The 26,613-nt window shown below is 64.0% G+C and carries 28 protein-coding genes and 1 tRNA gene; 15 read left to right on the forward strand and 14 right to left on the reverse strand.

Annotated elements, in window-relative coordinates; translation table 11 throughout:
• Window positions 1-139: 139 nt before the first annotated feature.
• Both IVB26_RS38190 and IVB26_RS38195 read right to left on the reverse strand, forming a co-directional pair.
• Window positions 140-787 carry an invasion associated locus B family protein gene (locus IVB26_RS38190; protein ID WP_247969981.1) on the reverse strand — a complete coding sequence of 216 codons (648 nt, stop codon included), beginning with the start codon at window positions 785-787 and terminating at the stop codon, window positions 140-142.
• Between the two features lie 107 nt (window positions 788-894).
• Window positions 895-1,734 (reverse strand): SDR family oxidoreductase, encoded by an 840-nt coding sequence (locus IVB26_RS38195; protein ID WP_247969982.1) that lies wholly within the window; start codon window positions 1,732-1,734, stop codon window positions 895-897.
• Between the two features lie 219 nt (window positions 1,735-1,953).
• Between IVB26_RS38195 and IVB26_RS38200 the strand changes: the two genes are divergently transcribed.
• From IVB26_RS38200 to IVB26_RS38210, 3 genes are all read left to right on the forward strand, one after another.
• Window positions 1,954-2,928 (forward strand): NADPH:quinone oxidoreductase family protein, encoded by a 975-nt coding sequence (locus tag IVB26_RS38200; RefSeq protein WP_247969983.1) that lies wholly within the window; start codon window positions 1,954-1,956, stop codon window positions 2,926-2,928.
• 314 nt (window positions 2,929-3,242) lie between these two features.
• On the forward strand, window positions 3,243-4,085 hold the full coding sequence (locus tag IVB26_RS38205; RefSeq protein WP_247969984.1) for a hypothetical protein: 843 nt from the start codon (window positions 3,243-3,245) through the stop codon (window positions 4,083-4,085).
• Between the two features lie 18 nt (window positions 4,086-4,103).
• Window positions 4,104-5,270 carry a TAXI family TRAP transporter solute-binding subunit gene (locus tag IVB26_RS38210; protein ID WP_247969985.1) on the forward strand — a complete coding sequence of 389 codons (1,167 nt, stop codon included), beginning with the start codon at window positions 4,104-4,106 and terminating at the stop codon, window positions 5,268-5,270.
• A gap of 163 nt (window positions 5,271-5,433) precedes the next feature.
• On the opposite strand, the gene IVB26_RS38215 is transcribed toward IVB26_RS38210, so the two are convergent.
• Both IVB26_RS38215 and IVB26_RS38220 read right to left on the reverse strand, forming a co-directional pair.
• Complete coding sequence (locus tag IVB26_RS38215; protein ID WP_247969986.1) at window positions 5,434-5,826, reverse strand: YkvA family protein; 393 nt, start codon at window positions 5,824-5,826, stop codon at window positions 5,434-5,436.
• Between the two features lie 97 nt (window positions 5,827-5,923).
• The gene (locus IVB26_RS38220; protein ID WP_247969987.1) at window positions 5,924-6,214 is read right to left on the reverse strand and encodes a 4a-hydroxytetrahydrobiopterin dehydratase; all 291 of its coding nucleotides are present in this window, start codon (window positions 6,212-6,214) and stop codon (window positions 5,924-5,926) included.
• 153 nt (window positions 6,215-6,367) lie between these two features.
• Here IVB26_RS38220 and IVB26_RS38225 point away from each other — a divergent pair, with 153 nt between their 5' ends.
• The 3 genes from IVB26_RS38225 to IVB26_RS38235 all read left to right on the forward strand — a co-directional run bounded on the left by IVB26_RS38225 (window position 6,368) and on the right by IVB26_RS38235 (window position 10,386).
• Entirely contained in the window at window positions 6,368-7,813 is a 1,446-nt protein-coding gene (locus IVB26_RS38225) for a TAXI family TRAP transporter solute-binding subunit (RefSeq protein ID WP_247969988.1), read from the forward strand.
• Between the two features lie 191 nt (window positions 7,814-8,004).
• Window positions 8,005-9,546: an alkaline phosphatase D family protein gene (locus tag IVB26_RS38230; protein WP_247969989.1), complete on the forward strand. Its 1,542-nt coding sequence runs from the start codon at window positions 8,005-8,007 to the stop codon at window positions 9,544-9,546.
• 111 nt (window positions 9,547-9,657) lie between these two features.
• Window positions 9,658-10,386, forward strand: a complete 729-nt coding sequence (locus IVB26_RS38235) for a hypothetical protein (protein WP_247969990.1) — start codon at window positions 9,658-9,660, stop codon at window positions 10,384-10,386.
• A gap of 3 nt (window positions 10,387-10,389) precedes the next feature.
• Here the strand turns inward: IVB26_RS38235 and IVB26_RS38240 are convergent, their stop codons facing one another.
• The gene (locus IVB26_RS38240; protein WP_247969991.1) at window positions 10,390-10,770 is read right to left on the reverse strand and encodes a response regulator; all 381 of its coding nucleotides are present in this window, start codon (window positions 10,768-10,770) and stop codon (window positions 10,390-10,392) included.
• 179 nt (window positions 10,771-10,949) lie between these two features.
• On the opposite strand from IVB26_RS38240, the gene IVB26_RS38245 reads away from it, so the two are divergent.
• The 6 genes from IVB26_RS38245 (at window position 10,950) to IVB26_RS38270 (ending at window position 17,873) form a co-directional block, all read left to right on the forward strand.
• Window positions 10,950-11,714 (forward strand): Crp/Fnr family transcriptional regulator, encoded by a 765-nt coding sequence (locus IVB26_RS38245; protein WP_247969992.1) that lies wholly within the window; start codon window positions 10,950-10,952, stop codon window positions 11,712-11,714.
• A 212-nt stretch (window positions 11,715-11,926) separates the two neighbouring features.
• Window positions 11,927-12,643, forward strand: coding sequence for a prolipoprotein diacylglyceryl transferase family protein (locus IVB26_RS38250; protein WP_247969993.1), 717 nt, complete (start codon window positions 11,927-11,929; stop codon window positions 12,641-12,643).
• Complete coding sequence (locus IVB26_RS38255) at window positions 12,624-14,054, forward strand: radical SAM protein (protein WP_247969994.1); 1,431 nt, start codon at window positions 12,624-12,626, stop codon at window positions 14,052-14,054. The genes IVB26_RS38250 and IVB26_RS38255 overlap by 20 nt, the downstream gene beginning before the upstream one ends.
• Window positions 14,051-14,344, forward strand: a complete 294-nt coding sequence (locus tag IVB26_RS38260; RefSeq protein ID WP_247969995.1) for a hypothetical protein — start codon at window positions 14,051-14,053, stop codon at window positions 14,342-14,344. The genes IVB26_RS38255 and IVB26_RS38260 overlap by 4 nt, the downstream gene beginning before the upstream one ends.
• A gap of 238 nt (window positions 14,345-14,582) precedes the next feature.
• Complete coding sequence (gene typA / locus IVB26_RS38265) at window positions 14,583-16,409, forward strand: translational GTPase TypA (RefSeq protein ID WP_247969996.1); 1,827 nt, start codon at window positions 14,583-14,585, stop codon at window positions 16,407-16,409.
• 219 nt (window positions 16,410-16,628) lie between these two features.
• Window positions 16,629-17,873 carry a flavin monoamine oxidase family protein gene (locus tag IVB26_RS38270; RefSeq protein WP_247969997.1) on the forward strand — a complete coding sequence of 415 codons (1,245 nt, stop codon included), beginning with the start codon at window positions 16,629-16,631 and terminating at the stop codon, window positions 17,871-17,873.
• 130 nt (window positions 17,874-18,003) lie between these two features.
• Here the strand turns inward: IVB26_RS38270 and IVB26_RS38275 are convergent, their stop codons facing one another.
• Both IVB26_RS38275 and IVB26_RS38280 read right to left on the reverse strand, forming a co-directional pair.
• Window positions 18,004-18,411 (reverse strand): thiol-disulfide oxidoreductase DCC family protein, encoded by a 408-nt coding sequence (locus IVB26_RS38275; protein WP_247969998.1) that lies wholly within the window; start codon window positions 18,409-18,411, stop codon window positions 18,004-18,006.
• Window positions 18,411-19,322 (reverse strand): alpha/beta hydrolase family protein, encoded by a 912-nt coding sequence (locus tag IVB26_RS38280; RefSeq protein ID WP_247969999.1) that lies wholly within the window; start codon window positions 19,320-19,322, stop codon window positions 18,411-18,413. The genes IVB26_RS38275 and IVB26_RS38280 overlap by 1 nt, the downstream gene beginning before the upstream one ends.
• Before the next feature lie 264 nt (window positions 19,323-19,586).
• Here IVB26_RS38280 and IVB26_RS38285 point away from each other — a divergent pair, with 264 nt between their 5' ends.
• Together IVB26_RS38285 and ppa are read left to right on the forward strand one after the other, a co-directional pair.
• Window positions 19,587-20,096 carry a GNAT family N-acetyltransferase gene (locus IVB26_RS38285; protein WP_246923601.1) on the forward strand — a complete coding sequence of 170 codons (510 nt, stop codon included), beginning with the start codon at window positions 19,587-19,589 and terminating at the stop codon, window positions 20,094-20,096.
• Between the two features lie 176 nt (window positions 20,097-20,272).
• Window positions 20,273-20,809 carry an inorganic diphosphatase gene (ppa, locus tag IVB26_RS38290; RefSeq protein WP_247970000.1) on the forward strand — a complete coding sequence of 179 codons (537 nt, stop codon included), beginning with the start codon at window positions 20,273-20,275 and terminating at the stop codon, window positions 20,807-20,809.
• Window positions 20,810-20,990: 181 nt separating this feature from the next.
• Here ppa and folD read toward each other — a convergent pair whose 3' ends face one another.
• From folD to IVB26_RS38305, 3 genes are read right to left on the reverse strand one after another with little or no spacing between them, the layout of a single operon-like run.
• Window positions 20,991-21,875, reverse strand: coding sequence for a bifunctional methylenetetrahydrofolate dehydrogenase/methenyltetrahydrofolate cyclohydrolase FolD (gene folD / locus IVB26_RS38295; protein WP_247970001.1), 885 nt, complete (start codon window positions 21,873-21,875; stop codon window positions 20,991-20,993).
• Window positions 21,876-21,884: 9 nt separating this feature from the next.
• Window positions 21,885-22,244: a DUF167 domain-containing protein gene (locus IVB26_RS38300; RefSeq protein WP_247970002.1), complete on the reverse strand. Its 360-nt coding sequence runs from the start codon at window positions 22,242-22,244 to the stop codon at window positions 21,885-21,887.
• A gap of 15 nt (window positions 22,245-22,259) precedes the next feature.
• A complete protein-coding gene (locus tag IVB26_RS38305; RefSeq protein WP_094975914.1) occupies window positions 22,260-22,550 on the reverse strand; it encodes a YggT family protein in 291 nt (96 codons plus the stop codon).
• Window positions 22,551-22,768: 218 nt separating this feature from the next.
• Between IVB26_RS38305 and IVB26_RS38310 the strand changes: the two genes are divergently transcribed.
• Window positions 22,769-22,844, forward strand: a tRNA-Ala gene (locus tag IVB26_RS38310).
• A 101-nt stretch (window positions 22,845-22,945) separates the two neighbouring features.
• Here the strand turns inward: IVB26_RS38310 and IVB26_RS38315 are convergent.
• From IVB26_RS38315 to IVB26_RS38330, 4 genes are all read right to left on the reverse strand, one after another.
• Complete coding sequence (locus tag IVB26_RS38315) at window positions 22,946-23,758, reverse strand: enoyl-CoA hydratase (protein ID WP_247970003.1); 813 nt, start codon at window positions 23,756-23,758, stop codon at window positions 22,946-22,948.
• Window positions 23,759-23,882: 124 nt separating this feature from the next.
• The gene (locus IVB26_RS38320) at window positions 23,883-24,683 is read right to left on the reverse strand and encodes a glutamine amidotransferase (RefSeq protein WP_247970004.1); all 801 of its coding nucleotides are present in this window, start codon (window positions 24,681-24,683) and stop codon (window positions 23,883-23,885) included.
• 124 nt (window positions 24,684-24,807) lie between these two features.
• Window positions 24,808-25,587: an SDR family NAD(P)-dependent oxidoreductase gene (locus IVB26_RS38325; protein WP_247970005.1), complete on the reverse strand. Its 780-nt coding sequence runs from the start codon at window positions 25,585-25,587 to the stop codon at window positions 24,808-24,810.
• 225 nt (window positions 25,588-25,812) lie between these two features.
• Window positions 25,813-26,301 carry a tellurite resistance TerB family protein gene (locus tag IVB26_RS38330; protein WP_247970006.1) on the reverse strand — a complete coding sequence of 163 codons (489 nt, stop codon included), beginning with the start codon at window positions 26,299-26,301 and terminating at the stop codon, window positions 25,813-25,815.
• Window positions 26,302-26,613 lie beyond the last annotated feature (312 nt).

Here is a 26,613-nt window from a genome sequence, read left to right on the forward strand (position 1 = left end):
CGGGGCAATGCGGAGCATCGAACCCGGAACCTCGAGATTCCGGGTCTGGTCCTTCGGACCATCCCGGAATGACGGAAAACTTGGAACCGGCCCTATATAGCAACCAGAACCGGCGATTGCGACCTTATCGCCCGCAGCCTTAACGCCTGCAATCCTGGGAAATCCGGTCCAGCGCCTGGGCAAGGCCCTTCAGCGAGAACGTGTCGGTCGTCTCGGTGCCCTTGGCCGAGACGCCCTTGACCACCAGCTCGGCGGATTTGCGCATGGCCTCGACCATCCGCTCCTCCTCGGCCGCGTTCTTGATCCAGAGGCCGTCGCCCTGCGTGTACATGGCGAAGGCGGCGCCGCCGACCTCGACCGAGGATTCCGAGCCCGGCTTCAGCGCGTAGCCGATCATGACCGAGACTTCGTTGTTCACCTTCTCGGCCGGACGGGTCGAGACGAAGGCATAGGCGGGATCGCGCGGCCGATTCGGCGGATTGGTCTTCGACGACGATGGCTTGGCCAGCGCGAAGCAGACCTTCTTGCCGTTGGGCGTCGCCGAATAGGCGCCCCAGGTGCCGAACTGGCCGATCAGCGTCGGCTCTGCGCCACCCGCAACTGCCGCGGGCGGGGCTGCCGGCTTGCTCTCGGGCTTTGCAGCCGACTTCGCCGCTGCAGGGGCCGCTGGCGCAGCCGCTTTTGGAGCAGCTTTGGGCGCCGGTTGCGCCGTCTGCGCCCGCGCGGAATCGGCGATACCCCCGGCCGCCACGCCAGTCATCAAAGCTAAAATCAGCACCCGCCACATGCTGGAGTGGTTCCCTCAATATTGTGACTGGAAGATGGCCCGGCCGCGCGTTGTCCCCGTGGCAGGGATAGCGGGGAAAGTCCAATTTGGGAAGGCAGTTAGCGGTATCAGCCTTTGGATCGTGCGGCACGCTGCTCGGCCCATTGCGCATCGGTCCAGCCGAGCAAATCCTCGGCGCCGGAACTGCGCAAATGTGCGCCACCGTCGATGACGACCATCTCGCCATTGATGTAGCCGGCGCGATCCGAGACCAGGAAGCTGGCGAGATCGGCAAGCTCGCTGTGCTCGCCCGTACGTCCAAGCGGATTGCGCGCGGCCCAGCCATCGTCACGGCCTTCGGGACGGAGCTGCCCCGACGCGCCCGCGGTCGGGAACGGACCCGGCGCGATGGCGACGGTGCGGATGCCTTTCGGCCCCCATTCCACCGCAAGACTTTTGGTCATCGCCAGCAGCGCCGATTTCGCCATCGCAGACGGCACGGTGAAGGCTCGGCCGGTGATGGTCGAGGTCGAGAGGATCGAGAGCACGACGCCGCCATGCTTGTCCTCGATCCAACGCCTGCCGGCGGCGAGTGTGCAATACATCGCGCCATGCAGCGTCGGCGCCAGGATCGCATCGGCCGCTCGGAACGACAGATGCTCGCTCTGGGCGATGAAGGTCGCGGCAGCGTTGTTGACGAGGATATCGAGCGGCGCCTCACGCCAGATCGCGTCCATCATCGCCTCGACGGCCGCACCGTCGCGAATATCGCAGGCGATGGTGGTGACCTTGCCGCCGGTCTCCTCGCGCATCTCACCCGCGGTCGCTTCCAGCCGATCGAGCTTGCGACCACAGATGACGAGCTCGGCGCCGAGCGTGAGGAAGCGACGCCCCATCGCCGCGCCAAGCCCCGATCCGCCGCCGGTGACGAGAATGCGCTTGTTCCTGAGCAGGCTTGTTTCAAACATCGTTTGAATCCTCGATATCTCACACTCCGTCATTGCGAGCGCAGCGAAGCAATCCAGAGACCGTGCGGCGGAAATAATCTGGATTGCTTCGTTGCGCTCGCAATGACGAGGATAGGCCCTCGAGCCGTCTTAGACAAAGAATCCGGATTGTCGGGCCGCACTAAATCCGGCAAAACCGGGCCAACTATAATTCCACTCGAAACGCCCCAAGGTGCCACCATGAAAGCCATCCTCTGCTCGCAATATTGCCAGCCCGACGATCTCGTGCTGACTGAGGTGCCGGATCCGGTGGCCGGTCCCGGCGAAGCAGTGATCGCGATCAAGGCGGCAGCGCTGAACTTCTTCGACATCCTGATGATTCAGGGCAAGTACCAGATCAAGCCGCCGTTCCCGTTCTCGCCGGCCGCGGAAGTCGCGGGCGTGATCGAGAGCATCGGCCCTGGCGTGAGTGATCTGAAAGTCGGCGATCGCGTCGTCGCATCCTGCGGCCACAACGGCGCGCGCGAGAAGATCGCGCTGCCGGCGGCTTCGATCGTGAAGATTCCCGACAATCTCGACTACGACCGCGCAGCCGGCATCATCATCATCTACGGCACGGCGCTGCACGCGCTGGAAGATCGCGCCAGCCCGAAGCCGGGCGAGACGCTCGCGGTGCTCGGCGCAGCCGGCGGCACCGGCCTTGCCGCCTGCGAGCTCGGCAAGCTGATGGGGTTGAAGGTGATCGCCTGCGCCTCGTCGGACGAGAAGCTCGAATTCGCGAAAGCGCATGGTGCCGAGCTGACGTTGAACTACGCCAAGGAAGATCTGAAGGAGGGCCTGCGCAAGCTCACCGGCGGCAAGGGAGTCGACATCATCTTCGATCCCGTGGGCGGTGCGTATGCCGAACAGGCGCTGCGCTCGATTGCGTGGGAAGGCCGCTTCCTCGTCATCGGCTTTGCCGCGGGCGACATTCCGAAGATGCCGCTGAACCTCGCGCTGCTGAAGGGCTGCGACATCCGCGGCGTGTTCTGGGGCGCATGGACGCGGCAGAATCCGGAGAAGAATCGCGCCAATCTCGAGAAGCTCGTGAAGTGGACGGCGGAAGGAAAGATTTCGTCGCATGTCGATCGCACCTTCCCGCTGGCACAGACCGCGGACGCGCTGAAGGTGCTCGCGGGACGCCAGGCCATGGGCAAGGTGATCCTGCATCCCTGAAGATGTGGGCGTCGCCGGCGCTACACACGCAACTGTCACGCTCAAATCGCCGGCGCCGCTGAAGCTGCGCCGGCTTTTTCGTGCGCTACCGCTTGGTAAAACGCCCTCAACCATTCCCGCTAAAATTGCGGTGTATTCCCCTGCTTCGCCGCAATCAAACCCAAATCTCTCCCGATTCGCGCAAATCGTCGTCGCTTTTTGGGCTGATTCAGACGGCGATTTACCGGCTCCAGTTTGCGGGGCACTTCTGGACAACAATAAAAAGACTAAAGCCGGGAATGCCCTGCATTGCGTTAGTAATGGGGAGCATCACCATGGAGACGACGGCATACCGCCCGTCGAAGGAGTCGAGGGCGCTTGACTCCAATCGAGCCGCATCACATCCGCCGACCGCGTCATTTATCCGTGCGCGCGCCGCACGGGCCGATCTTTCGCAGGACGATCCGATTCCGCTCTTCCTGTCCGATCCGCTCGGTCCGCCGGACCCAAGCGAATATACGCCAGTGGAGTTGCGTTCCAGAATTGTGCCGCGCGTTCTCGCGGCCGTCCTGGCGGCATCCACCCTGGCAGTGCTGGCCGCACTGTATCAGTCCGACTTTCGCGGCTTCTTAACCGCCAACGTCGGTAGCTGGGTGGGGGTCGCGCCAGGCCTGGCCATGGCGTCGGCCAACGCGCCGGCCGTGCCGCAGGCCGCGCTCAAGGATCCGGCGCGCGTGACCGACGCAAGGCTGGCGAGCGCTGACGCGCAGGATCTTCCTGCACCGTCAACGCCGAGCCGCGAAGCGATCGCGACCGCTTATCAGACCGCGTTGCAAGCCCAGACGCCTGCACCGCTGCCAGCGCCGACACCGCCGGCGCCCCCTCAACCTGCCAGGACGCTCGACGCCGACACGCTGGCGGGGCTGATGGCGCGCGCGAAGAGCCTGTTGACCGTCGGCGATATCGTTGCGGCGCGCCTGCTGCTCGAGCGCGCGGCGAATGCAGAGGATGCGACGGCGGCGTTCCTGCTGGCGCAGACCTATGACCCGGCCGTGCTGGGCACCAGCGACGCGCGGCGCATCGCCGCTGACGCGACCGCCGCGCGCGATTGGTACCGGAAAGCCGCGACACTCGGATCGGCGGAGGCGCGGCAGCGCCTCGCTCAGCTTCAGAACTAGAACTCGTTAGAGGACATCATGCGTAACGCTTTGGGAATGGCGCTTGCCGCCATCATGACCATCTGTGCCTTCGCGGCACGCGCCGAACAGGCCGAATACGATCCGGCCAAGGTCTCGGACGGCCTGAAGGCCATCTTCCAGTTCGGCTCGACCTCGACCAAGCAGGCGCTGAACGCCAACACCGTCACGCTGATCACCGGCACGATCGGCGGCACTTATGTGCAATTCGGCGCCGACCTCGCCTCGGTGCTCGACGACGGCAACAAGATCCGGGTGCTGCCGATCGTCGGCCGCGGTTCGGTGCAGAGCGTTGCCGACATCCTGTTCCTGCAAGGCGTCGATTTCGGAATCGTGCGCGCCGACACGCTCGACTATCTCGAGCGCAAGGGTTTTGCCAAGGACATCAAGAAGCAGTTCACCTATGTGACCAAGCTCTACAACGAAGAGATGCAGGTGATCGCGCCGAAATCGGTCGCGACCCTGAAGGATCTCGAAGGCAAGACTGTGAGCGTGGACCTGCCCAATGGCGGCACCTTCGTCACCGCGCTCACCGTGTTCGAACGACTCGGGATCAAGGCGAAGTTCGTCTATGTCGAGCAGCGCATCGCGATGGAGAAGCTGAAGGCCGGCGAGATCGACGCCGTCGTCGTGGTCGGCGGCAAGCCATATAAATCGGTCTCGACCTTCGGCAATGACGGCCGCTTCCATCTTGCGAAGGTCGACTACGCGAAGCCGCTGCAGAGCGACTATCTGCCGGCGACGCTGACCGCCAAGGACTATCCGAACCTGATCAAGGACGGCGAGAATGTGGACACGATCGCGGTGCCCGCAGTGCTCGCGGCCTATAATTGGGCGCCCAACACCGAGCGCTACCGCAAGCTCGCGCTGTTCGTGGACGCGTTCTTCACGAAATTTCCCGCGCTGCAAAACCCGCCCTTCCATCCCAAGTGGAAGGAGGTCTCGCTCGCAGCCCCCCTGTCAGGCTGGAACAGATTGCCGGTGGCGCAGCAATGGCTCGACAAACACGGCGTCGAGCCGGTGACACGGCAGCGCTTCGAGGCGTTTTTGAAGCAGAGCCCGGCGGCGGCGCAGGTGTCCGACGCGGACAAGGAAACGTTGTTCAAGCAATTCCAGGCATGGGACGCTGAGAAGGCGCGGGCACAGGCCGGGGCCGAGAAGAAATGAACGCCGTCATTGCGAGGGGCAAAGCGACGAAGCAATCCGGATTGCTACCGCGGAAACGACTCTGGATTGCTTCGCTTCGCTCGCAATGACGAGCCTGAGGTGAGCAGCACCCAAACACCGACTGTCGTCCGACAAGGCCGGGACATGACGGCAGTGTGTGCGGTCAGATTGCCTCCTGAGCCGCTTCCGCCTCATCCAGCTCCCGCTTCAGTGCCGCGCGGGCGGCCTCGCGATGCTCGTTCGTGATGTGGCCGGCAACCATGCGGATGGCGGTGGCGAGCACGGCGGCGTCATCGGCGAAGCCGAGAATCGGCATCACGTCCGCGACGAAGTCGAACGGCAGGATGAAGTAAGCGATCGCCCCGAGCAGCGAGGCCTGGACGTGGCGAGGGGTCTGCCGGTCGAACGCGCAGTAATAGGCAGCAAGCAAGTCTTCTGCGAACGGCAGATGCGCGGCGACACGCTTCAGCTTGCGCCAGAAGCGGCGGCGCACGCTCTCGCGATCCTTCGCGAGCCGATCGGCCGGCTCGAAACCGACGCTGTGTTCGGCAGCCATATTCGATAAACTCCCCGTTCAGCCAGGTGGCGGATCTCCGCATCCTGGCTGATCACAAGATGGGGATGTGGCCGACCCCTGCAAGACATCGCCGATCTCAGCCTGCGATCGCGTTCATCGACTTGGCCAGCGCGATGTCGAGCGCCGTGACGCCGCCGGCGTCGTGGGTCGACAGCACCACCTCCACCGTCTTGTAGACGTTGCGCCATTCGGGGTGGTGATCCATCTTCTCGGCGGCGATCGCGGCGCGGGTCATGAAGCCGAACGCCTCATTGAAATCCTTGAAGATAAAGGTTTTCCCGATGGCATCCCGGCCCTGAACCTCGTTCCAGCCAGGTAGTCCGCCCAGCGCCTGCTTGCGCGCCTCCGCCGAGAGCCGTTCTGCCATGGTTGTCTCCGTCCTTCAGGGGAACTTTACCCTAACACCGTCCTGGCGCCCCGGGTTCACAGGGGGATTTCCGCGATCCGCTAACCATGACGGAGATGTAACCCCGCCGGACAAGAAATTTGCTACAATTACGGGCGTAAATCGCCGGCCAAGATGAAACTGAGCCTGAAGCGCCTGTTTGGGAGATCGATGACCGGGGGATTGGACCTGGCCGAAGCGCCCCCTCCGCCTTCGCCGCGATCCGCGGCGCGGAAGACGGCGCTTGTGACCCTTGCACTCGTGCTTGCAATCGTCGGCGCGCTCGTCGGCGGCTATTACTTCGCGATGCGGCCGGTGACGCTGAAGATCGCGGTCGGTCCCGCCAACAGCGATGACGTCAAGGTCGTGCAGGCACTGACGCAGGCCTTCACACAGACCAAGAGCCAGGTGCGGCTGCGGCCGATCCAGACCGACGGCGCCACGGCCAGCGCCAATGCACTTGCGGAAGGCAAGGTCGATCTCGCCATCGTGCGCGGCGACCTCGATGTGCCCAAGAACGCGCAAGCGGTCGCGACCCTGCGCAAGAACGTCGTGGTGCTGTGGTCCGTACCGGGCAAAGGCAAGAAGCGGGGCCCGAAGATCACCAAGATCTCGCAGCTCGCCGGCCATCGCATCGGCGTGGTCGGCCGCACCCAAGCCAACGTCAATCTGCTCAAGGTGATCCTGCAACAATACGGCGTCGATCCCGCCAAGGTCGAGATCGTGCAATTCCCGGCCAACGAAGTCGCCGAGGCGATCAAGGCCCAGAAGGCCGACATCTATCTCGCCGCCGGCCCGGTCAACAGCAAGATCACGGCGGATGCGATCGCCGCCTCCATCAAGGATTTCGGCGCACCCAACTTCCTCGCGATCGATTCGGCGGATGCGATTGCGCAGAATCATCCGGTCTACGAAGCGTCCGAGATTCCCGCCGGCACCTATGGCGGCTCGCCCGCCCGCCCGGAGGACGAGGTCAAGACCATCAGCTTCTCGCACCACGTCGTGGCGCGCAAAGGCGTGTCCGAAACCACCATCGCAGCGTTCACGCGCCAGCTGTTCGCGGTGCGCCAACAACTGGTGACGGAATTCCCGCTCGCGGCGAAAATCGAAACGCCCGACACCGACAAGGATGCGGTGATCCCGGTGCATCCCGGCGCCGCCGCCTTCGTCGACGGCGAGGAGAAGACCTTCCTCGACAAATACAGCGATTACATCTGGTGGAGCCTGATGGCGCTCTCGGCCATGGGCTCGATCGGCGCCTGGTTCGCGGGCTATCTGAAGAAGGACGAGCGCGACAACAACAGCCATCTGCGCGAACGGCTGCTGGACATGATCGCGGCGGCCCGCAAGTGCGAGACGACCGAAGAGCTCGACCAGATGCAGGCCGAGGCCGACGACATCCTGCGCGACACGCTGCGCTGCTTCGATCACGGCGCGATCGAGGAAGCCGCGCTCACCGCCTTCAACATCGCGCTGGATCAATTCCACGCCGCCGTCGCCGACCGCAAGGCGGTGCTGTTCAGCCTGCCGCAGAACCTGCAGCGCGCAGGCGCGCAATTCAGGGCCGCCGGCAACGCCTAAGCGCTTGTCCGCGTAATCGCTGCGTCACATTGCCTCACTATAGCTTCCGTCATTCCGGGGCGATGCGAAGCATCGAGCCCGGAATCCATCGCGCCGCATACACGAGGAGAAATGGATTCCGGGCTGGCGCCCCGACGGCGCGCCCCGGAATGACGGACTTTCCTGCCAGCTCGGGTTCGAAGCCAATATTCATGGACTTGAAATTCTCCCGCCGCCGCTTCCTCGCCTCCGGTGCCGGTGCGCTCGGCACGATCGCGATGCCTTATCTCTCGCGCGCGGCCGATCGGCCCGTGGTCACGCATGGCGTACAGTCGGGCGACGTCACGGCCAGTGGCGGCGTGGTGTGGGCGCGCACCGACCGGCCCGCGCAGATGCTGGTCGAGGTGGCGACGACTGACACGTTCAGGAATGCCCGCGCGCTGCCGCCGATCGCCGCGCTGCCCGAGAGCGACTTCACCGCAAAGATGCTGATCGAAGACTTGCCGGGCGGCCAAGACATCTTTTACCGCGTCCGCTTCCGCGATCTCTCGCACAGCGCGGTCGAGGGCGAGGCGGTCGTCGGCCGTTTCCGCACCGCGCCGGCCGATCGCCGCGATGTCAGCTTCGTTTGGGGCGGTGACGTCGCGGGCCAGGGCTGGGGCATCAATCCCGATGACGGCGGCATGTTCACCTTCTCCGCGATGCGCAAGCACCGGCCGGACTTCTTCCTGCATTCCGGCGATACCATCTATGCCGACGGCCCGATTGCATCCGAAGTGAAGCTCGCCGACGGCAAGATCTGGAAGAACGTCACCATCCCCGAGAAGGCCAAGGTCGCCGAGACGCTGGACGAGTACCGCGCCGCGCACAAATACAATCTCACCGACGACAATATCCGCGCCTTCAATGCCGAAGTGCCGATCTTCGTGCAGTGGGACGACCACGAAGTGACCAACAACTGGTCGCTGTCGAAGGAGTTGCCGGCCGCCTACAAGGAGCGCGACATCGCGCTGCTCGCCGCGCGCGGCGCGCGCGCCTTTCACGAGATGTATCCGCTGCGCGAGAGCATCAATGAGCCCAGCCGGGTCTATCGCCAGATTTCCTACAGCCCGCATCTCGACGTGTTCGTGCTCGACGAGCGCAGCTATCGCGGCCCGAACGGTCCCAATGTCGAGACCGCTTACGGCTCCGCCAGCTATTTTCTCGGCCCGGACCAGATCGCCTGGCTCAAGCGCGGCCTGCTCAATTCGCGAGCGACCTGGAAGGTGATCGCTTCCGACATGCCGCTCAGTCTCGTCGTGCCAGACACGCCGAAGGGTGGCTCGGAAGCATTCGCGCAAGGAGACGGACCGGTGCGCGGCCGCGAGTTCGAGATCGCCGACATCCTGCGCTTCATCAAGATGGCACCGATCAGCAACACGGTGTGGCTGACCGCCGACGTGCACTACGCCGCCGCGCATTATTACGATCCGAACAAGGCGCAATTCCAGGAGTTCGAGCCGTTCTGGGAATTCGTCTCGGGCCCGCTGCATGCAGGCACGTTTGGCCCCAACGCGCTCGACAACACCTTTGGACCCGAGGTGCGCTTCGTCAAGGCGCCGGGCCCGGACAGCCAGAACCTGCCGCCGTCCGCCGGCATGCAGTTCTTCGGTCACGTCAAGATCGACGGCGCCTCGGGCCAGATGATTGTGACCTTACGCGACCGCGCCGACGTCGCGCTGTGGTCGACGACGCTCGATCCGAAGCTTGCGTGACCCAGCTCGCAGCCGGATGGCGGTGAACCATCCGGCCGGCCCGAACGACCATTGCAGGCCCGTGCATTTTCGCTGGCCTGATGCCGTCCGGACCATTTTTGAGTTGAAGCCGTGCTGTTCCGTCGCCGAACCATCGTCATCGTCCTCCTGCTGAGCGCGGCCTTGCCCGCATGGGCGCAGCCCCAAAAGCAAACCAAGGACAAGGCCACGCTGGTGCGCGAAGCGTTTGCATCGCCCTACGGCAAGGCCCTGACCGCCGAGCTCGGCAAGTCGCTCCGCGCAAGCGCCGATCCCGTATGCCTGACGGACAAGGGGCTAGTCGCCGACCAGCTCGAGCCGCGCGGCCGCGATATCGTCATCACATGGGGCACGCGCATACTGGAAAATGCATTCGCGCGCATCGACCGGCAAACCGCGGACAACCCGTTCGCCGGCGCGGCCGAGCTGGAAAGCCTGAAGGGCAATGCGGATGTGAAGCGTTATCTGGCGATGGAAGAGCCGCTGCGCCAGGCCAAGATCCTGGATCTGATCTTCGAGCATTTCGACCGTTACAATTTGACCAGCCGCGTGAAGCTCGGTGCGGTGTCTGCGCCTGCCACTGGCAACGAGGCTCTGCTTCGTCTCAATCCAATCGAGCCCACGGAGGAGAAGCTGGACGAATTCGCCGGCAAGAGCCGGTCGAAGGCGCTGAAGCGTTTCCTGCAATTGTCGGAGGAGGCGGGAGCTGCGCAAGCCGCGGCGATCAAGAAGATCGCATCACCACCGCCGCCGCTTCCGCACACTTTCTTCAAGGGCGTCGAGAACGACCTCGCCGAACTCTGTATCCGCTCCGGCACATAGCCGTCAGGCGCCGCGCGTGCGCAACGCCGCCTCCAGCGCGTCGCTCGAACACGGCTTCTGCAAGCGTGGCAGACCGGAGAATTCGGCCGGGATGCGTACCTCGGCGCCATAGCCGGTGACGAACACGAACGGGATCTTCATCGCGACCAGCCGCTCGGCGACCGCAAAGCTGGTCTCGCGGGTCAGCTCGACGTCAAGCAGTGCGAAATCGGGGGCGCGCTTGTCGATCGCGTCCAGCGCCTGCGTCACCGACCCGGCGGTACGCACATGGCTCACGCCAAATCCGAGCAGGCGGTCCTCGAAATCAATCGCAATGATCGGATCGTCCTCCACGACCAGGACGTCGGCAGGACAGGATGAGCCGTCGGGAAGTGCAGGTGCCATGATCGCATCTTGAAGGGGGTTTTTCTGATCAGGGACAGCCGCGCCACGATACCTGCGCCCAGCGCATCGGGGGGTTCCCGGAACGAAACCCACCACATCACAGTTATTCAGTCTGTCCACTTGTGCACACAGGACATGGACGGAACTCGGTATTGTGAGAGGAGGACGGGGGTTTCACGATGGATGCGCGTATCGGCACTACAACCGAGGTCGACAGTCGGCCGGCTAACAATCTGTTACGGCGCCTGAACGCGGCGGATTACGCGTTGCTTGCGCCCGACGTCTCCGTCGAGGACTGCTCGGCCAGCCAGCTGCTCTACAATCCCGGCGACGACGTCCAGGTCGTCCACTTCCCCTGTGGTCCCTCGCTCGCGACCTTTCTCGTCCCCAACGAGGACGGCCGCGACGTCGAAACCATCCTGGTCGGCCGCGAGGGCGCGGTGGGCGGCATCGTTAGCGAGGGATTCCTGCCGGCCTATACCCGGATCTGCGTGAAATTCGGCGGGCCGTTTGCGCGCGTTCATGTCGCCAAGCTGGAAGCGGCCAAGCTGCGCTCGGCGTCGTTGCGCAACATCTTCGCCCGCTATGCCGATTGCATGCTGGCGCAGATCTTCCAGTCGACCGCCTGCAACGCGATCCATTCGATCGAGCAGCGGACCGCCAAATGGATCCTGGCGGCGATGGAGCGGACCGGCGACGAGAACAGCGTACCCCTGACGCACGAACAGCTTGCGACGCTGCTCGGCGTTGGCCGCAGCTATGCCAGCCGCGTGCTTCAGTCGTTCAAGGCAGAACGGATTCTCGACACCAGGCGCGGATCGATCCTGGTTCGCAGCCGCGACGGCCTGAGGCTTCGCGCCTGCCTGTGCAACGACGCGGTGAAAATGCACTTCGAGGAGGTGCTGCGCGGCGTCTATCCGACCGAGGAGCGAGAGGCCGGATAACGAGCCGTTCTTCCTTTTCCCCCGGTGGGAGAAGGTGGCGCGCGCACTGCGCGCGTCGGATGAGAGGTTCTATCCGCGAACTCGCCTAGGTGCGAGAGACCCCTCGCCCCAATGAGCTTGTGGCAAATAGCGGAGCTGCCCTCTCCCGCAAGGCGAGAGGGCACGGTCATGCGCGGCGCTTTTCCGGTCGTACCGTGCTATACTCTCCCCGCATGAGCGGGGCCGTTCTTCACACCATCTTCGACATCCTGGCGTGGCTGGCGGCGGCCGTCGCCGTCTACTGGCTGTCGCGGCGGCGCCTGCAGTTTCCGGCACAATCCTTCGAGCTGCCCTATATTGCCGCGCTGGTGTTCGGTGCGGGTCTCGGCGCCTATCTGTTCGGCTCGGCCAATCTGTGGTTGTCGGGTCAGAGCGGCATTGCGCGCTCGGTGGAGGGCGCCCTGGCTGGCGGCATCGTGGCGATCGAGCTCTACAAATGGTCCGCGGGGATCACGGTCCGAACCGGCGCGCGGTTTGCGCTGCCGCTGGCGCTCGGCATCGCGATCGGCCGGCTCGGCTGCTACTTCGCCGGCCTTGACGATTTCACCTATGGTACGCCGACCGCGCTGCCCTTCGGCCATGATTTCGGTGACGGCGTTCTGCGCCATCCCGTGCAGCTCTATGAGAGCGCGGCCATGGCCGTATTCGCTCTGCTCTATGTGCCGGCGGTCTTGAACCGGAACGCCTCTGTGATCACCAATGGTTTCTACCTGGTGCTCGCCTATTACGGAGCGCAACGCTTTCTGTGGGAATTCCTCAAACCCTACGGCCCGCTGATCGGTCCCCTCACCCTGTTTCACCTGCTGTCGCTGTCCATCCTGCTCTACGCCGCATTCATGCTGGCGACGGCCCCCAAAGCGAGACCTGTGCATGAACGCGCCGTTGCGTAAGTCGCGTCCCTATATCTTCTGGGGCCAGACCCAATCCCTGTGCGAGACCTGCCTGAAGCTGGTGCCGACCAAGATCCAGATCCAAGACAACGAGGTCTGGTACGAAAAGCGCTGCAGGGAGCACGGCGTCCAATCGACGCTGGTGTCGACGGATGCCGCCTATTGGCGTCTGTGCAAGGATTTCATCAAGCCCGGCGATCGGCCGCTGCAATTCCAGCAGCGCACGGAATTCGGCTGTCCCTATGATTGCGGTCTCTGTTCCGACCACGAGCAGCATTCCTGCCTGGCTCTGATCGAGATCACCGAGCACTGCAATCTCACCTGCCCGGTCTGCTTCGCGGAATCCTCGCCAACACGAACGAAATTCACCCCGCTCGCAACGGTCGAGAAGATGCTGGACGCGCTGGTCGCAAGCGAGGGCGAGCCTGATCTGGTGCAGATTTCCGGCGGCGAGCCGACGCTGCACCCGGATTTCTTCGAGATCCTGGACGCGGTGCGCGCCCGCCCGATCCGCCACGTCATGATCAACACCAACGGCCTGCGCATCGCCCGCGAAAAGGATTTCGTGGCGCGGCTGGCCGAGAACAAGCGCGGGCTGGAGGTCTATCTCCAGTTCGATTCGCTGCAGCGCGATGCGCTGATCAACCTGCGCGGCGCGGATTTGCGCAAGATTCGTCAGCAAGCGCTGGAGAATCTCGAGCATTACGGCGTGTCGACCACGCTGGTCGCGACCATCAAGCGCGGCGTCAACGAGGCCGAGATCGGCGATATCGTCCGCCACGCGCTCACCTGGAAGTGCGTGCGCGGCGTCACGCTGCAGCCGGTGCAGGACGCCGGCCGCAACGAGAATTTCGACAAGAATACCGACCGCATCATGCTGTCGGAGATCCGCAAGCGCGTGATCGAGACCGGCGTGTTCGGCGACAAGGACATGATTCCGCTGCCCTGCAACCCCGAAAGCATCTCGATCGGTTACGGCCTGCGCAATGGCGAGAAGGTGCTGCCGCTGACCTCGCTGATCCCGCAGGAGCAGCTGGTCGCGGTGATGCCCAACACCATCAGCCCGGAGAAATATCCGATGCTGCGCGAGAAATTCGTCGATCTGTTTTCGCTGTCGTCGGGGCCGCTCAACACCAGCGAGCGGGTCTGCGAGCTGCTGTGCTGCCTGCCGAGCTTCGAGGTGCCGGAAGGACTCTCCTACGAGAACGTGTTCCGTGTCACCATCGTGCAGTTTCTCGACCGCTTCAATTTCTGCGTCGGCAACGTCAAGCGCAGCTGCATCCATTTCGTGACGGAGCAGGGCGCGATCATTCCATTCGACACCTACAATCTGTTCTACCGCAACGGCAAGATCGACGGCATCCGCACCGCGCTTGCCGCGCAGGCGAGGGAAGGGGTCTTGCAGGAATGAGCATCAGCGACGCACCGCCACCGGCACCCCCGGGTCCGCCTCCTGCCCCGACGGAAAAGCGCAGCGGCTGCCTGACCGCGCTCATGGCGATCTTCGGGATCCTCATGCTGCTGCCGGGTGCCTGTGCGCTGATCTTCGGCGGAATGTCGGTGGTCGAGGATGGCCGGATCGCCTCCGACATCGCACCACTGGTCTTTCTGGGCCTGGTCGTGGGAATAGGCGGGATCGCCCTGATCTGGGCGGCCATCAAGGGGCGGAAGGCCCCCGCCCATCCTGGAACGCAAGCCTAAACCCCGGGAATCTCCGGACAAAATTCAATCAACCAACGGCCAAAGAACACATTGTTTTTTTGGCGGTTTTTGCATATATTGCGCCGCAACGCGTAGGGTGCCCGGTCAAGATGGCCGGGCTTCCTTTTTGGGCGGCGAGCGCCCGTTTCCAGTCTTCCAGCGTTATTTCGAGAAGAGGTCCCGGTCCGACCGGCGAGATCGCGCTTAACCCATTGTTCGAACGCAAAGAAGCTCACTCATGAACCTCCGTAACGTCGCCATCATCGCCCACGTCGACCACGGCAAGACGACCCTGGTCGACAAGCTCCTCCAGCAGTCCGGCACGTTCCGCGAAAACCAGAAGGTGACCGATCGCGCCATGGACTCCAACGATCTGGAGCGTGAGCGCGGCATCACCATCCTGGCCAAGGCAGCCTCGGTGCAGTGGAAGGACACCCGCGTCAACATCGTCGACACCCCGGGCCACGCCGACTTCGGCGGTGAGGTCGAGCGCATCCTGAACATGGTGGACGGCGCGCTGGTGCTGGTCGACGCCGCCGAAGGCCCGCTGCCGCAGACCAAGTTCGTGGTTTCCAAGGCGCTCAAGGTCGGCCTCAAGCCGATCGTCGTCATCAACAAGGTCGATCGCCCCGACGCGCGCCCGACCGAAGTCATCAACGAGGTGTTCGACCTGTTCGCGGCGCTCGACGCCAGCGAGGAGCAGCTCGACTTCCCGATTCTCTACGGGTCGGCGAAGCAGGGCTGGATGGCCGAAAGCCCTGAAGGTCCGAAGGACAAGGGCATGGAGCCGCTGTTCGACCTGATCCTGAACCACGTCGCGCCGCCGAAGGTCGAGGAAGGTCCGTTCAAGATGATCGGCACCATCCTGGAAGCCAATCCCTATCTCGGCCGCATCATCACCGGCCGCATCTCGTCGGGCGTGCTCAAGCCGAACCAGCAGGTCAAGGTGCTCAACGCCGAGGGCAAGCTGGTCGAGTCCGGGCGCATCACCAAGATCCTGGCGTTCCGCGGTCTCGAGCGCACGCCGCTCGATGAAGCCGAAGCCGGCGACATCGTCGCCATCGCGGGCCTGACCAAGGGCACCGTCGCCGACACCTTCTGCGATCCGACCGTTGACGTGCCGCTGCCGGCACAGCCGATCGACCCGCCGACCGTGTCGATGTCCTTCATCGTCAACAACTCCCCGCTCGCGGGCACCGAAGGCGACAAGGTGACGAGCCGCATGATCCGCGACCGTCTCCTGCGCGAGGCCGAAGGCAATGTCGCGCTGCGCGTGGTCGAAGCTTCCGACAAGGACGCGATGGAAGTGTCGGGCCGCGGCGAATTGCAGCTCGCGATCCTGATCGAGACCATGCGCCGCGAAGGCTTTGAGCTCTCGGTGTCGCGTCCGCGCGTCGTCTACCAGAAGGACGAAGCAACCGGCGCCACCATGGAGCCGATCGAGGAAGTCGTGATCGACGTCGACGAGGAGCACTCCGGCGTCGTCGTGCAGAAGATGAGCGAGCGCAAGTCCGAGCTGATCGAGATGAAGCCCTCGGGCGGCAACCGCCAGCGCCTGGTGTTCTACGCGCCGACCCGCGGCCTGATTGGCTATCAGGGCGAACTGCTCACCGACACCCGCGGCACCGCGATCATGAACCGCCTGTTCCACGGCTATGCGCCGTACAAGGGCGAGATCCAGGGTCGTCGCAACGGCGTCTTGATCTCCAACGACCAGGGCGAAGCGGTGGCTTACGCCATGTTCAAGCTGGAGGACCGCGGCCCGATGATGATCGAGCCGGGCTGGAAGGTCTACAAGGGCATGATCGTCGGCGAGCACACCCGCGACAACGACCTCGAGATCAACGTGCTCAAGGGCAAGCAGCTCACCAACATCCGCACGACCTCCAAGGACGAAGCCGTGCGCCTGACCCCGCCGATCCGCATGACGCTGGAAAAGGCGCTCGCCTATATCGAGGACGACGAGCTCGTCGAGGTCACGCCGAAGTCGATCCGCCTGCGCAAAAAGCACCTCGACCCGAACGAGCGCAAGCGCGCGGAGAAGGCCAAGGAAGCTGTGGCGTAAGCCGCCGCACTCCGCAGTGCCGTAGGGTGGGCAAAGCGCAAGCGTGCCCACCACTTGAGAATGGTGGGCACGGCGCAAGAGCGCCTTTGCCCACCCTACGAGACCGTCTCTGGAATATTGAATCACCCGCTCCGAAGCGCTGTTGCGCACATGGGCGGGTGATGACGGCTATTCGCGTAGCGGCTTCAGCACACCCAGCGAACGTGCTAGAGCCCACCCATGTCCCTCCCCTCCTCCGTCGACGTCGCGATCATCGGCGCTGGCGCCGCCGGCCTCGGCGCGGCGCATGCGCTGGCGGGCCGCGGCCTCGTCGTGATCGTGCTGGAGGCGCGTAACAGGCTCGGCGGCCGGGCCTGGACCGTGCAGGCCTCGCCTGAAGTGACCTTCGACGTCGGCTGCGGCTGGCTGCACTCGGCGGACAAGAACTCCTTCGTCACAATCGCGAAACAGCTGGGTTTCGAGCTCAACAAGGACCTGCCGCCCTGGCGCGAGCGCGCTTATGGCAACGCGTTTCCGCAAAGCGAGCGCGACGATTTCCTGCGCGCGATGGATACGTTCTACGAGCGCCTCTGGCAGGCCGCGCAAAAGGGCAAGGACGAGCCCGCGAGCCTGAGCCTGGAGCCCGGCAATCGCTGGAATCCGATGATCGACGCGGTCTCGACCTACATCAACGGCTGCGAATTGAAAGACATGTCGACGCTGGACTGGGATACCTATGAGGACAGTGATCTCAACTGGCGCGTCCGGCGCGGCTATGGCGCGCTGATTGCCGCCTATGGCGCCTCCTGCCCGGTGGCGTTGAACTGCAAGGTCGGGCTGATCGATCATTCGGACAAGCGCATCCGGATCGAGACATCTCAGGGCACGCTGACTGCCGACAAGGTGATCGTCACCGTCCCGACCAACCTGATTGCCGATGAGGCGATCCGCTTCTCACCGCCCTTGCCGTCCAAGGTCGACGCAGCAGCCGGCCTGCCGCTCGGCGTCGACGACAAGGTGACGCTGGCGCTCGAAGACGCCGAAGCCTTCCCGAAGGAAGGCAATTTGCGCGGCGCAACCATGCGCACCGAGATGGGCACCTACCACATCCGCCCGTTCGGCCAGCCCTGCATCGAAGGTTTCTTCGGCGGCAGCTTTGCGCGCGCGCTGGAGGATTCCGGCGAAGGCGCCATTGCCGCGCATGGCATCGACGAGATCGCCGGCTTCCTCGGCAACGACATCCGCCGCAAGCTGAAGCCGCTGTATGAGTCGCGCTGGGCCCACGATCCGTTTGCGCGGGGATCGTATTCGCACGCGCTGCCCGGCCACGCCGGCGACCGCGCGGTGCTGGCTGCGCCGGTGGATGGGCGGCTGTTCTTTGCGGGCGAGGCGACGTCGCCGACTTTCTTCACGACGGCGCATGGCGCGCGGGACAGTGGGGAGCGGGCGGCGCGGGAAGTGCTGGCGGCTCGAGGCAAGCCGTAGCCGCGATCTCCGTCATTGCGAGGAGCTCTTGCGACGAAGCAATCCAGGATCCCTCCGCGGTAACGGTCTGGATTGCTTTCCGCCTTTGCCAAGGCTTCGGCGGACAGGTCCCTTCGCTCACAATGACGGGCTACTCAATCACCTGCGCCCGCAAATCAGCATCGGGCACGAAGCACGAATCATACTTCCCGAAGATGCGATAGCGATTGCGTGCGACGAGGCTGTAGATGAAATCACGCAGCGGCTTTGGCACCGCGAATAGCGCGCGCACCCAGCTCCAGCCCGGCAGCTGCGACAGCACCGTCAGCGCGGCGTCGGACTTCATGAATACCTCGCCGCCATGAACCACCGCATTGGTGTCGGGATCCTCCGGATCGATACCAAATGTCCGCGCGAGGCGGGTCCCATAATCCGACTGGATCGGCGTGAACCGAAACAGCTTCGCCGTGTCGCGCTTCGCGACGAAGCGCACCCAGCGCGAGCAGAAGATGCAGACGCCGTCGAACAGGATGACGTCGTCATCGGGCCATTTGCGCATCAGCGATCGTCCCGCGGCTTCTTCGTCGCCATTGGCATTGCCGGGTTCAGCGCACGCCCGAGCGCGTCGCTTGCGGCTTTGACCCCGGCTTCGCTCTCGATCAACCAATGCCCCTCGCTGCCGACGGCCGGCAAGGCGCGAAAATCGGCCTTGCCGCCGCTGCTGCGAAACGCATCGACCAACGCTCTCGAAAATGCCGGCGAGAAATAACTGTCGTTATCCGCGACGAGCCACGTGACAGGAATGCGTGCGCCCCTTCCGAACTCCGCAGCGGCGGCACGAAGCGAGTGTGGCGCGCAGATGCGGTTCGGCTCGTCATTGGCATGGCCGCCGCGGCCCGGCGCGAACACCGTGATCGCGGAGATCGCTTTCGGATCGGCATTGGCGAGTGCCAGCACGCCCCAGCCGCCGGCGGAATGGCCGATCACGATGGCGGCCTCCTTGCGAATGAAATCCTGCTTCCGCAAATGATCCAGCGCGAGCCAGATTTGCTCGGCCGTTGCACGGCCCGAACGCGCATAGTCGGCCTCGTCACATCCACCCTGGTCCTCGACATAACGCCCGCCGGTTGCACCATGGCCGAGCCGCTCCGGCACCAGCACGGCAAAACCGCGCGCGACGAGATAGGTGGCGAGCGGACGGTATTCCGGCTGCGGCATCTGCGCACGACGCAAGCCATTCTGCGTCGAGGCGTGTGCGATCACCGCAAGCCGGAACGGACCTGCGCCTGCGGGGCGAAACAGCAGGGCATGCGCGGCAATGCCGGTATCCGGCGAAGGCACAAGCCATTCCTGTCGGCGAAGCGGTTCGCCCTCCTCTCCCGATGGGCCAAACGCGACCTGAGCGCACAAAGGCGGCGCAGTCAGCAAGGCCAGCAGAGACAGGAGCGCGATGGTGTTGAGGAGCCGCATCAATGGCCGAGGGCGGACGAACAGCGACGGCCACACTAGTAGGAACGAATCAGCATGGGCGGACTTTCTGCGTTGCCATTGTCATTCATTCGTTGCCGCAACAGGAGTTTTGCACCGACGCAGGGCACGCCGGTGCCATTTGATTGGCGTCTTGTCTTTTTTCGGTACAGCATGGCTAGGATACTGATGCACAAAGTCCACACGTTAACCGATAATTAACGATAGGTCTTGCCGCCGACGCGGCGACTTGGTTTGATTGCGTCCATGAGCACAACCCTGATCGAGGTCCGGCCGGCCAAAGCTGCAGATGCAACTGCGGTGGCGTCCACTCATGACGAAGCTTGGCGCTCCGCCTATCAGGGCATCATTCCCGGTGCCGAGCTGGAAAAGCTCATCAACCGCCGTGGCCCACAATGGTGGGATAGCGCAATCCGCAAGGGCAGCCGCGTCAGCGTGCTCGTGTTCGGCGACAAGATCGCCGGCTACGCCAATTACGGCCGCAACCGCGCCCGCAGTCTGCATTTCGACGGCGAGGTCTACGAGCTTTATCTGCGTCCGGAATTCCAGGGGCTCGGCTTCGGCCGTCGCCTGTTCGCCGCCGCCCGCCGCGACCTGATGCAGAGCGGGTTGAAGAGCATGGTGGTGTGGGCGCTCTCGGACAACGACCCGGCGACCGAATTCTACCGGGCGCTGGGGGGCCGTATGGTGGCGCGCTCGTCGGAGCGGTTCGGGCCGAAGTCGCTCGACAAGGTTGCCTTCGCTTGGACCAATTGAGCTGCTGAAAGCTGAATCGGCAGCGTTTCCCTTCCGTCGATACCGTTGCCTTTGAGCCGGTGATTTCCGGATTCATTATTTCACAAAAACGCGATGGATCAGCGGGCCAAGCCCGCGTATGACAGCCCAAAATCGCTGCCGGGCGCGATTTCACCTCGGCAACAACGGAGCCTTGAATGCGTATCGATGCGATCTCGATCGGGAAAAACACGCCTCACGAAGTCAACGTCGTCATCGAAGTCCCCGTGGGCGGCGAACCGATCAAATACGAGATGGACAAGGAGGCCGGCACGCTGGTGGTCGACCGCTTCCTCTACACGCCGATGCGTTACCCCGGTAATTATGGCTTCATCCCGCACACTTTGTCGGATGACGGCGACCCCTGCGACGTCCTGATCGTCAATACCCGCGCCATCATTCCCGGCGCCGTCATGAGCGTGCGCCCGGTTGGCGTGCTGTTCATGGAGGACGAAGCCGGCGGCGACGAGAAGATCCTGGCGGTGCCGTCGTCGAAGCTCACCCAGCGCTATGACAAGGTGAAGTCGTACTCCGACCTGCCCGACATCACGCTGCAGCAGATCCAGCACTTCTTCGAGCACTACAAGGATCTCGAGAAGGGCAAATGGGTGAAGATCCTGCGCTGGGGCGGCCCCGAGGATGCGCACAAGCTGATCCTCGAAGGCATGGATCGCGAGAAGAAGAAGAAGGGCTGAGCTTCTGTGTCCCGGACGCGGCGCGGCACGTCCCGGCGATGCGAAGCATCGTCCGGTGTGACGCGACGCTGGGCCGGGACCCATGCCGCCACTGGGCTCCGGCTCAGCAGCGCACCGCTACTGGACGATGCTCCGCATCGCCAGGGAAGCGTTGCGCTGCGCCCGGGGCACGAGAGTTCAGCTACACCGCCGGCTTCGGCAGCCCGGCGATCGCGCAGGCCGCGCGCAGGGTGTTCACCAGCAGGCACGCCACCGTCATCTGACCGACGCCGCCCGGCACCGGCGTGATGGCGCCTGCAACCTCAAGCGTTTCCTGATAGGCGACGTCGCCGACGAGGCGCGTCTTGCCATCATCTTTCGGAATCCGGTTGATGCCGACATCGATCACAGTCGCGCCCGGCTTCAGCCAATCGCCGCGCACCATCTCGGGCCTTCCGACCGCGGCATAAACGAGATCGGCCTTCTTCACGAGCCCAGGCAAGTCGCGCGAGCGCGAATGCGCGATCGTCACCGTGGCGTTCTCGTTCAACAGCAATTGCACCAGCGGGCGACCGACCAGGTTGGAGCGGCCGATGACGATGGCGTTCATGCCCTCCAGGGAGGCGTGCACGCTCTTGGTCAGGATGATGCAGCCGAGGGGCGTGCAGGGCGACAGCGCCTCGAAGCCGCCGGCGAGCCGGCCGGCATTGTTCGGATGCAGCCCGTCGACGTCCTTGGCGGGGTCGATAGCGTTGATGACGGCCTCCGTGTTCAACCCCTTCGGCAGCGGCAGCTGCACCAGAATGCCGTGCACGGCCGGATCACGATTGAGCTTTGCGACGAGCGCCAGAAGGTCCGCCTGCGCAACGTCGGCCGGTAGCTTGTGCTCGAACGAGGCCATGCCGGCGGCCTGGGTCTGGGTGTGCTTGGAACGAACATAAACCTCGCTGGCGGGGTCGCTGCCGACCAGGACGACCGCCAGCCCCGGCACCAGATTGTGCTCCCGCTTGACCCGGGCAACCTCCTCGGTGACGCGGGCCCGAAGCTCCGCGGCGATGACTTTTCCGTCGATGATTTTGGCGGTCATGTCAGTTCCTCAGTCTGTCGATTTGGCGTCTGCAGATTTGGCTCGGACGAGCTGGCGCAGGGCTTCGCCCAGCCGTGCCGGATCGCCGCCGACCGCGATCTGCTTCAGCCGCGAGGTGGCTCCGGACAGGAGCCTCACGCTGGCCTTGGGGACACCAAGCGATTTCGCCAGCAGCACCAAAACGGCCTTGTTGGCCTCGCCGCCATCGGCGATCGCTCGCACCCGCACCTTGAGCACGCTGCGGCCATCGGCCAGTTGCTCGATCCCGTCGATGTCGTCGCGGCCGCCGCGCGGCGTCACCCGCAGCGCAATGCTGATTCCTGCGGCCGAGTAGCGCCAGGGTTCCCTAGAGGCCTCTTTCGCGACCAAGGCGCTCCAGCCCGCTCAGACCACGTTCGGGTAGATGTAGTACAGGATCACCCGCTCGATGAACATGATGAGCAGGATCAGGATGATCGGCGAGATGTCGAGGCCGCCGAGGCTGGGCAGGAAATTGCGAATCGGCGCCAGCACCGGCTCGGTGATCCGGTACAGGAACTCTGCCACTGCTGACACGAACTGGTTGCGGGTGTTCACAACGTTGAAGGCGATCAGCCAGGACAGGATCGCGGAGGCGATCAGCAGCCAGACGTAGAGGTCGAGCACGATGATGACGATGTCGAGAACGGCACGCATGATTTTTCAGGGCTCTGGCTTTTGAAGACTCTGGCTTTTGAAGACTGGCTGCGGTCGGAAGTGACGCCTTTCGCTAGATATCGGTTCCCCCCCGCCCAAACAAGGGAAGTCGCGTCCCGAATGGCTAAAAGCGGGTTACAGCCGTCCTTGACTTGACCTTGGCGGGGACTTAAATGGCGCCCGGTTGTCGGCCGCGTTTACCAGAGCGGCCAGCAAACGGGGCCATAGCTCAGCTGGGAGAGCGCGTCGTTCGCAATGACGAGGTCGGCGGTTCGATCCCGCCTGGCTCCACCAGCCTTCACAGGCTGCGCCTGCTTCGGCTCGGCAGGCCGTTTCGTAGCGAAGGCTGCCGCGCCATAGCCCGAAGGGCGACGGCGGGCTCTCTCCGAATTCCCCTACCTCCCCGTAAACCGCGGCGGCCTCTTCTCCATAAAGCTCGCCACGCCTTCCCGAAAATCGCTACCGCCCAATGCCACCATCATCTCCCGGTTGGCCTCGATCGTCGCCTCGGCCAGCGTCTGGAACGGCACCTCGTAGAGCTGGCGCTTGATCACGGCCATCGCACTCGGTGAGACGAAATCGGCGAGATCGCGCGCATAGGCATAGGTCTCCTCGCGGAGCTTTTCAGGCGAGCAGAGGCGGTTGACCAGCCCGATCCGCAGCGCTTCCTCGCTCGACACCCGCCGCGCCGAGAGCAGCAGATCCATCGCATTGGCATGACCGACGATGCGCGGCAGCATCCAGCTGATGCCGTGCTCGGCAATCAGGCCGCGCCGCGCGAAGGCTGTCGTGAACACGGTGTTGTCGGCGGCAAAGCGAAGGTCGCAATAGAGCGCATGCACGAGGCCTATGCCGGCGGTGGCGCCGTTGAGCATGGCGATCACAGGCTTTCCGATCGACGGGTAGAAGCCGTAGCGCGTCTGCCAGTCCGGCCGGCGATTCATGTCGAACGGCGGCAGGTTCGAGGCACGCCTGACGTCATCGGGGTCGAGCCCCTTGAGCGCATCCATGTCGGCGCCGGCGCAGAAGGCGCGGCCCGCGCCGGTGAGGATGATGACGCGGACATTGTCGTCGGCGCTTGATGCTTCCATCGCATGACGCACGTCGCGCTCCATGGTCGGCGTCCACGCATTCATGCGGTCAGGACGATTGAGCGTGATGGTCGCGATCTTGTCGCTCACCTCGTAGAGAATGTGTTCGTAGGCCACGGCGCTCTCCCTTGTTTGCCGGCACGCATTGGTGCGCGCTCGTTGGCAGAGAGCCTAGCATATCAGGGGCAGAGGCAAGGACTTGCGCCAAGGATCTGCGCCAAGGATCTGCGCGAACGCGCGATCACTCGGCGGCTTGCGCCAGCACGGGCCGGCGCGCCAGCCAGCCGTTGATGAAGTGATCGAGCCAGGCGCGTTCCGCGGCATCGTACACGGCACGATCTGCGAAATGATGGTGTCGCTGCCGCGCACCGGGCGCGCTGAAGCCGTCATAGCCTCGCGTGGTCCAGCGATGCATCATCGCGTAGGTCACGTCTGGATGAAATTGCACGCCGAAAGCATTGCCGGCACGGAATGCCTGCACTGGAAAATCGTCACCTTCTGCGAGCAGCTCGGCGCCGACGGGCAGCTCGAATCCCTCGCGATGCCAGTGATAGACCTGAGCCGGCCAGGCCGGGCAGAGCGCGTGGCCCGCTGCGGTCGGACGGATCGGGTAATAACCGATCTGGGTCAGCGCATCGGCATGCGGCGCGACACGCGCACCGAGCTGCATCGCGAGCATCTGGGCCCCAAGGCAGATGCCGAGGAACGGCCGCTGCTCGCGCAGCGGAATTTCGATCCAGTCGATCTCGCGGCGAACATAGTCATCGGAATCATTGGCGCTCATTGGACCGCCAAAGACCACGGCGCCGGCATGCTGATCGAGCGTGTCGGGCAGGGGATCGCCGAAGCGCGGACGGCGGATGTCGAGGCGATGGCCGAGCGCGCGCAAGGCATTGCCGACGCGGCCGGGGGTCGAGCATTCCTGGTGCAGGACAATGAGAACCGGCAGGCCGCTTGCCGAATCAGAGGCAGGCGCGCCGGGCGTCCTTCGCGGGAAGGGCACCACCTCTGCACTGCCAAACCTGTCCGTCCGGAACGACATTGTCCTTGCGAAAGCTATTGGTTCAGACCGCCAGCATAACTAAGCGATCGTTAATTTCGTGTGAGTTCGCGCACACATCGAAACCGAAGCAAGCTCCGGGCCAATACGGACCCTCGAGCTTTCCTTAGTGCCTCTGCCTCTGGAACCGACTGGTGGCGGCCAGGATGAAGCCGCGCGGGAAAAAGCGCAGCGCAAATGGCACAATCTTGATGCCCAGACCAGGCAGCACTGCTCTTTTATTGGCCATCAGCCCGCGATAGGCGTCCCGGGCGACATCGGCGGCAGAAACATTGAGAAGAGCCGTATCATGTCCGGAGCCGACCCCGGCGCGCGCCTGGAATTCGGTGGGCACGGGACCCGGGCAAAGGACGGTGACGCGAACACCGCGCGGCGCGAGCTCCGCCCGCAACGCTTCGGTGAAGGAAATCACGTAGGCCTTGGACGCATAATAGACGGCCATGCCGGGGCCGGGCAGGAAACCTGCGACCGAGCCGACATTGAGAAGACCGCCCTTGTTCTTGATGAGCTGATCGGCAAAGCGCAGCGACAGGTCCGTCAGGGCCCGCACGTTGACATCGACAATCCTGACCTGCTCGTTGCGATCGCGCTCGATGGCATCGCCGAACACGCCGAAGCCGGCATTGTTGACGAGGTGATCGAGCTCGACGCCTTCGGCGGCGAGCGCTGCTGCGATCGTTTCGCCGGCGTCCTTGTCCTCGAGATCGCATGCGATCACGATCGGCTTCTTGCCGCCCTTGGCGGCGAGCTCGTTCGCGAGCGCCTCAAGTCGGTCCGCGCGCCGCGCCGTCAATGCCAGGCGATGTCCGTTGGCGGCAAATACGCGCGCCAGCTCCGTGCCTATGCCCGCCGAGGCACCGGTGATCAACGTTACCCGCTCTGTCACGATCGCAGTCTCATGAAGTGAAGATTTGGCCCCGCAATGGTGGAACCAGAGCATAGGCCGTGCGCGACAGGCAAGCGGCGTTGGCAGAATGGCCGCTTGAAAGGAGATCAGGGAGAGCACGAAAACCGCAGATTTGCGGACGAATCCGGACGCGAGGCGGCCGGCAGCTACATTAAAGTTTCGTCATGTGATCCGCACAACCGACATCCGCGCAGTTGGCACGGGTCAGCCACTGACGGCGCTGTCCTTCAGCTGGCCGCCGGCACGGTCCGCAACAGCGTGCTTCAGCTCGATCCGGTCGCGCTGGGCAATCCCGAGCAAGTCGGAGGCCCGCCAGACGACATTGTCTTCGAATTCGGTGACCTGGCCGTCGGCATAGACCAGCTCCCACATCATCCGGACGATGCGCTTGCGCCCCTCTTCGTCGAGCGAACGCATGATGACACTGGTGAAGTGATAGAGATCCACCGCCTCGCCCTCGACCTGGGTGGCATCCGCGATCAGGCGATCCGCAGTGCCGTGATCGAGCCCAAAGTGGCTCTCGATCAGGCTGTGCAGCTTGCGCTGCTCAGCCGCTGTCGGCTGGCCGTCCAGCGAGACCACGTGGACCAGCAGCGCGGTCGCGGCCAACCGATAATCGCTGTCGCCGAACGTCCGGTTCTGGTCATGAGGGGCGACAATGTCGGTGATGAATTGGCGCAGGCCGTCGAGCATAAGGTCCTACCGAAATCGATGCGCCGCGAGGCGCGGCTGTTACCAGCATTATATGAGGAGGAAACTCAACCAACGCAACATGCGTCAGTTCCGCGCGCCGCATTACGTTTCGGCAATCTGAACTGTCTCCTTCGGAGTCATGGCCGGGCTTGTCCCGGCCATCCACGCGCCACCACGAATTAGGACGTGGATGCCCGGGTCAAGCCCGGGCATGACGACGGAGGATGTGGCGCATCCGCCTCCGCAACGTCATTGCGAGCGCAGCGAAGCAATCCAGAGTCTTTCTGCAGAGGGATTCTTGGATTGCTTCGT

Source organism: Bradyrhizobium sp. 195 (genome assembly GCF_023101665.1).
GTDB lineage: Bacteria > Pseudomonadota > Alphaproteobacteria > Rhizobiales > Xanthobacteraceae > Bradyrhizobium.

Bases quoted from the DNA above. Each gene is read 5' to 3' on its own strand.
- IVB26_RS38190 (WP_247969981.1), bottom strand. From the start codon at position 787: ATGTGGCGGGTGCTGATTTTAGCTTTGATGACTGGCGTGGCGGCCGGG.
- IVB26_RS38195 (WP_247969982.1), bottom strand. From the start codon at position 1,734: ATGTTTGAAACAAGCCTGCTCAGGAACAAGCGCATTCTCGTCACCGGC.
- IVB26_RS38200 (WP_247969983.1), top strand. From the start codon at position 1,954: ATGAAAGCCATCCTCTGCTCGCAATATTGCCAGCCCGACGATCTCGTG.
- IVB26_RS38205 (WP_247969984.1), top strand. From the start codon at position 3,243: ATGGAGACGACGGCATACCGCCCGTCGAAGGAGTCGAGGGCGCTTGAC.
- IVB26_RS38210 (WP_247969985.1), top strand. From the start codon at position 4,104: ATGCGTAACGCTTTGGGAATGGCGCTTGCCGCCATCATGACCATCTGT.
- IVB26_RS38215 (WP_247969986.1), bottom strand. From the start codon at position 5,826: ATGGCTGCCGAACACAGCGTCGGTTTCGAGCCGGCCGATCGGCTCGCG.
- IVB26_RS38220 (WP_247969987.1), bottom strand. From the start codon at position 6,214: ATGGCAGAACGGCTCTCGGCGGAGGCGCGCAAGCAGGCGCTGGGCGGA.
- IVB26_RS38225 (WP_247969988.1), top strand. From the start codon at position 6,368: ATGAAACTGAGCCTGAAGCGCCTGTTTGGGAGATCGATGACCGGGGGA.
- IVB26_RS38230 (WP_247969989.1), top strand. From the start codon at position 8,005: ATGGACTTGAAATTCTCCCGCCGCCGCTTCCTCGCCTCCGGTGCCGGT.
- IVB26_RS38240 (WP_247969991.1), bottom strand. From the start codon at position 10,770: ATGGCACCTGCACTTCCCGACGGCTCATCCTGTCCTGCCGACGTCCTG.
- IVB26_RS38245 (WP_247969992.1), top strand. From the start codon at position 10,950: ATGGATGCGCGTATCGGCACTACAACCGAGGTCGACAGTCGGCCGGCT.
- IVB26_RS38250 (WP_247969993.1), top strand. From the start codon at position 11,927: ATGAGCGGGGCCGTTCTTCACACCATCTTCGACATCCTGGCGTGGCTG.
- IVB26_RS38255 (WP_247969994.1), top strand. From the start codon at position 12,624: ATGAACGCGCCGTTGCGTAAGTCGCGTCCCTATATCTTCTGGGGCCAG.
- IVB26_RS38260 (WP_247969995.1), top strand. From the start codon at position 14,051: ATGAGCATCAGCGACGCACCGCCACCGGCACCCCCGGGTCCGCCTCCT.
- typA (WP_247969996.1), top strand. From the start codon at position 14,583: ATGAACCTCCGTAACGTCGCCATCATCGCCCACGTCGACCACGGCAAG.
- IVB26_RS38270 (WP_247969997.1), top strand. From the start codon at position 16,629: ATGTCCCTCCCCTCCTCCGTCGACGTCGCGATCATCGGCGCTGGCGCC.
- IVB26_RS38275 (WP_247969998.1), bottom strand. From the start codon at position 18,411: ATGCGCAAATGGCCCGATGACGACGTCATCCTGTTCGACGGCGTCTGC.
- IVB26_RS38280 (WP_247969999.1), bottom strand. From the start codon at position 19,322: ATGCGGCTCCTCAACACCATCGCGCTCCTGTCTCTGCTGGCCTTGCTG.
- IVB26_RS38285 (WP_246923601.1), top strand. From the start codon at position 19,587: ATGAGCACAACCCTGATCGAGGTCCGGCCGGCCAAAGCTGCAGATGCA.
- ppa (WP_247970000.1), top strand. From the start codon at position 20,273: ATGCGTATCGATGCGATCTCGATCGGGAAAAACACGCCTCACGAAGTC.
- folD (WP_247970001.1), bottom strand. From the start codon at position 21,875: ATGACCGCCAAAATCATCGACGGAAAAGTCATCGCCGCGGAGCTTCGG.
- IVB26_RS38305 (WP_094975914.1), bottom strand. From the start codon at position 22,550: ATGCGTGCCGTTCTCGACATCGTCATCATCGTGCTCGACCTCTACGTC.
- IVB26_RS38320 (WP_247970004.1), bottom strand. From the start codon at position 24,683: ATGTCGTTCCGGACGGACAGGTTTGGCAGTGCAGAGGTGGTGCCCTTC.
- IVB26_RS38330 (WP_247970006.1), bottom strand. From the start codon at position 26,301: ATGCTCGACGGCCTGCGCCAATTCATCACCGACATTGTCGCCCCTCAT.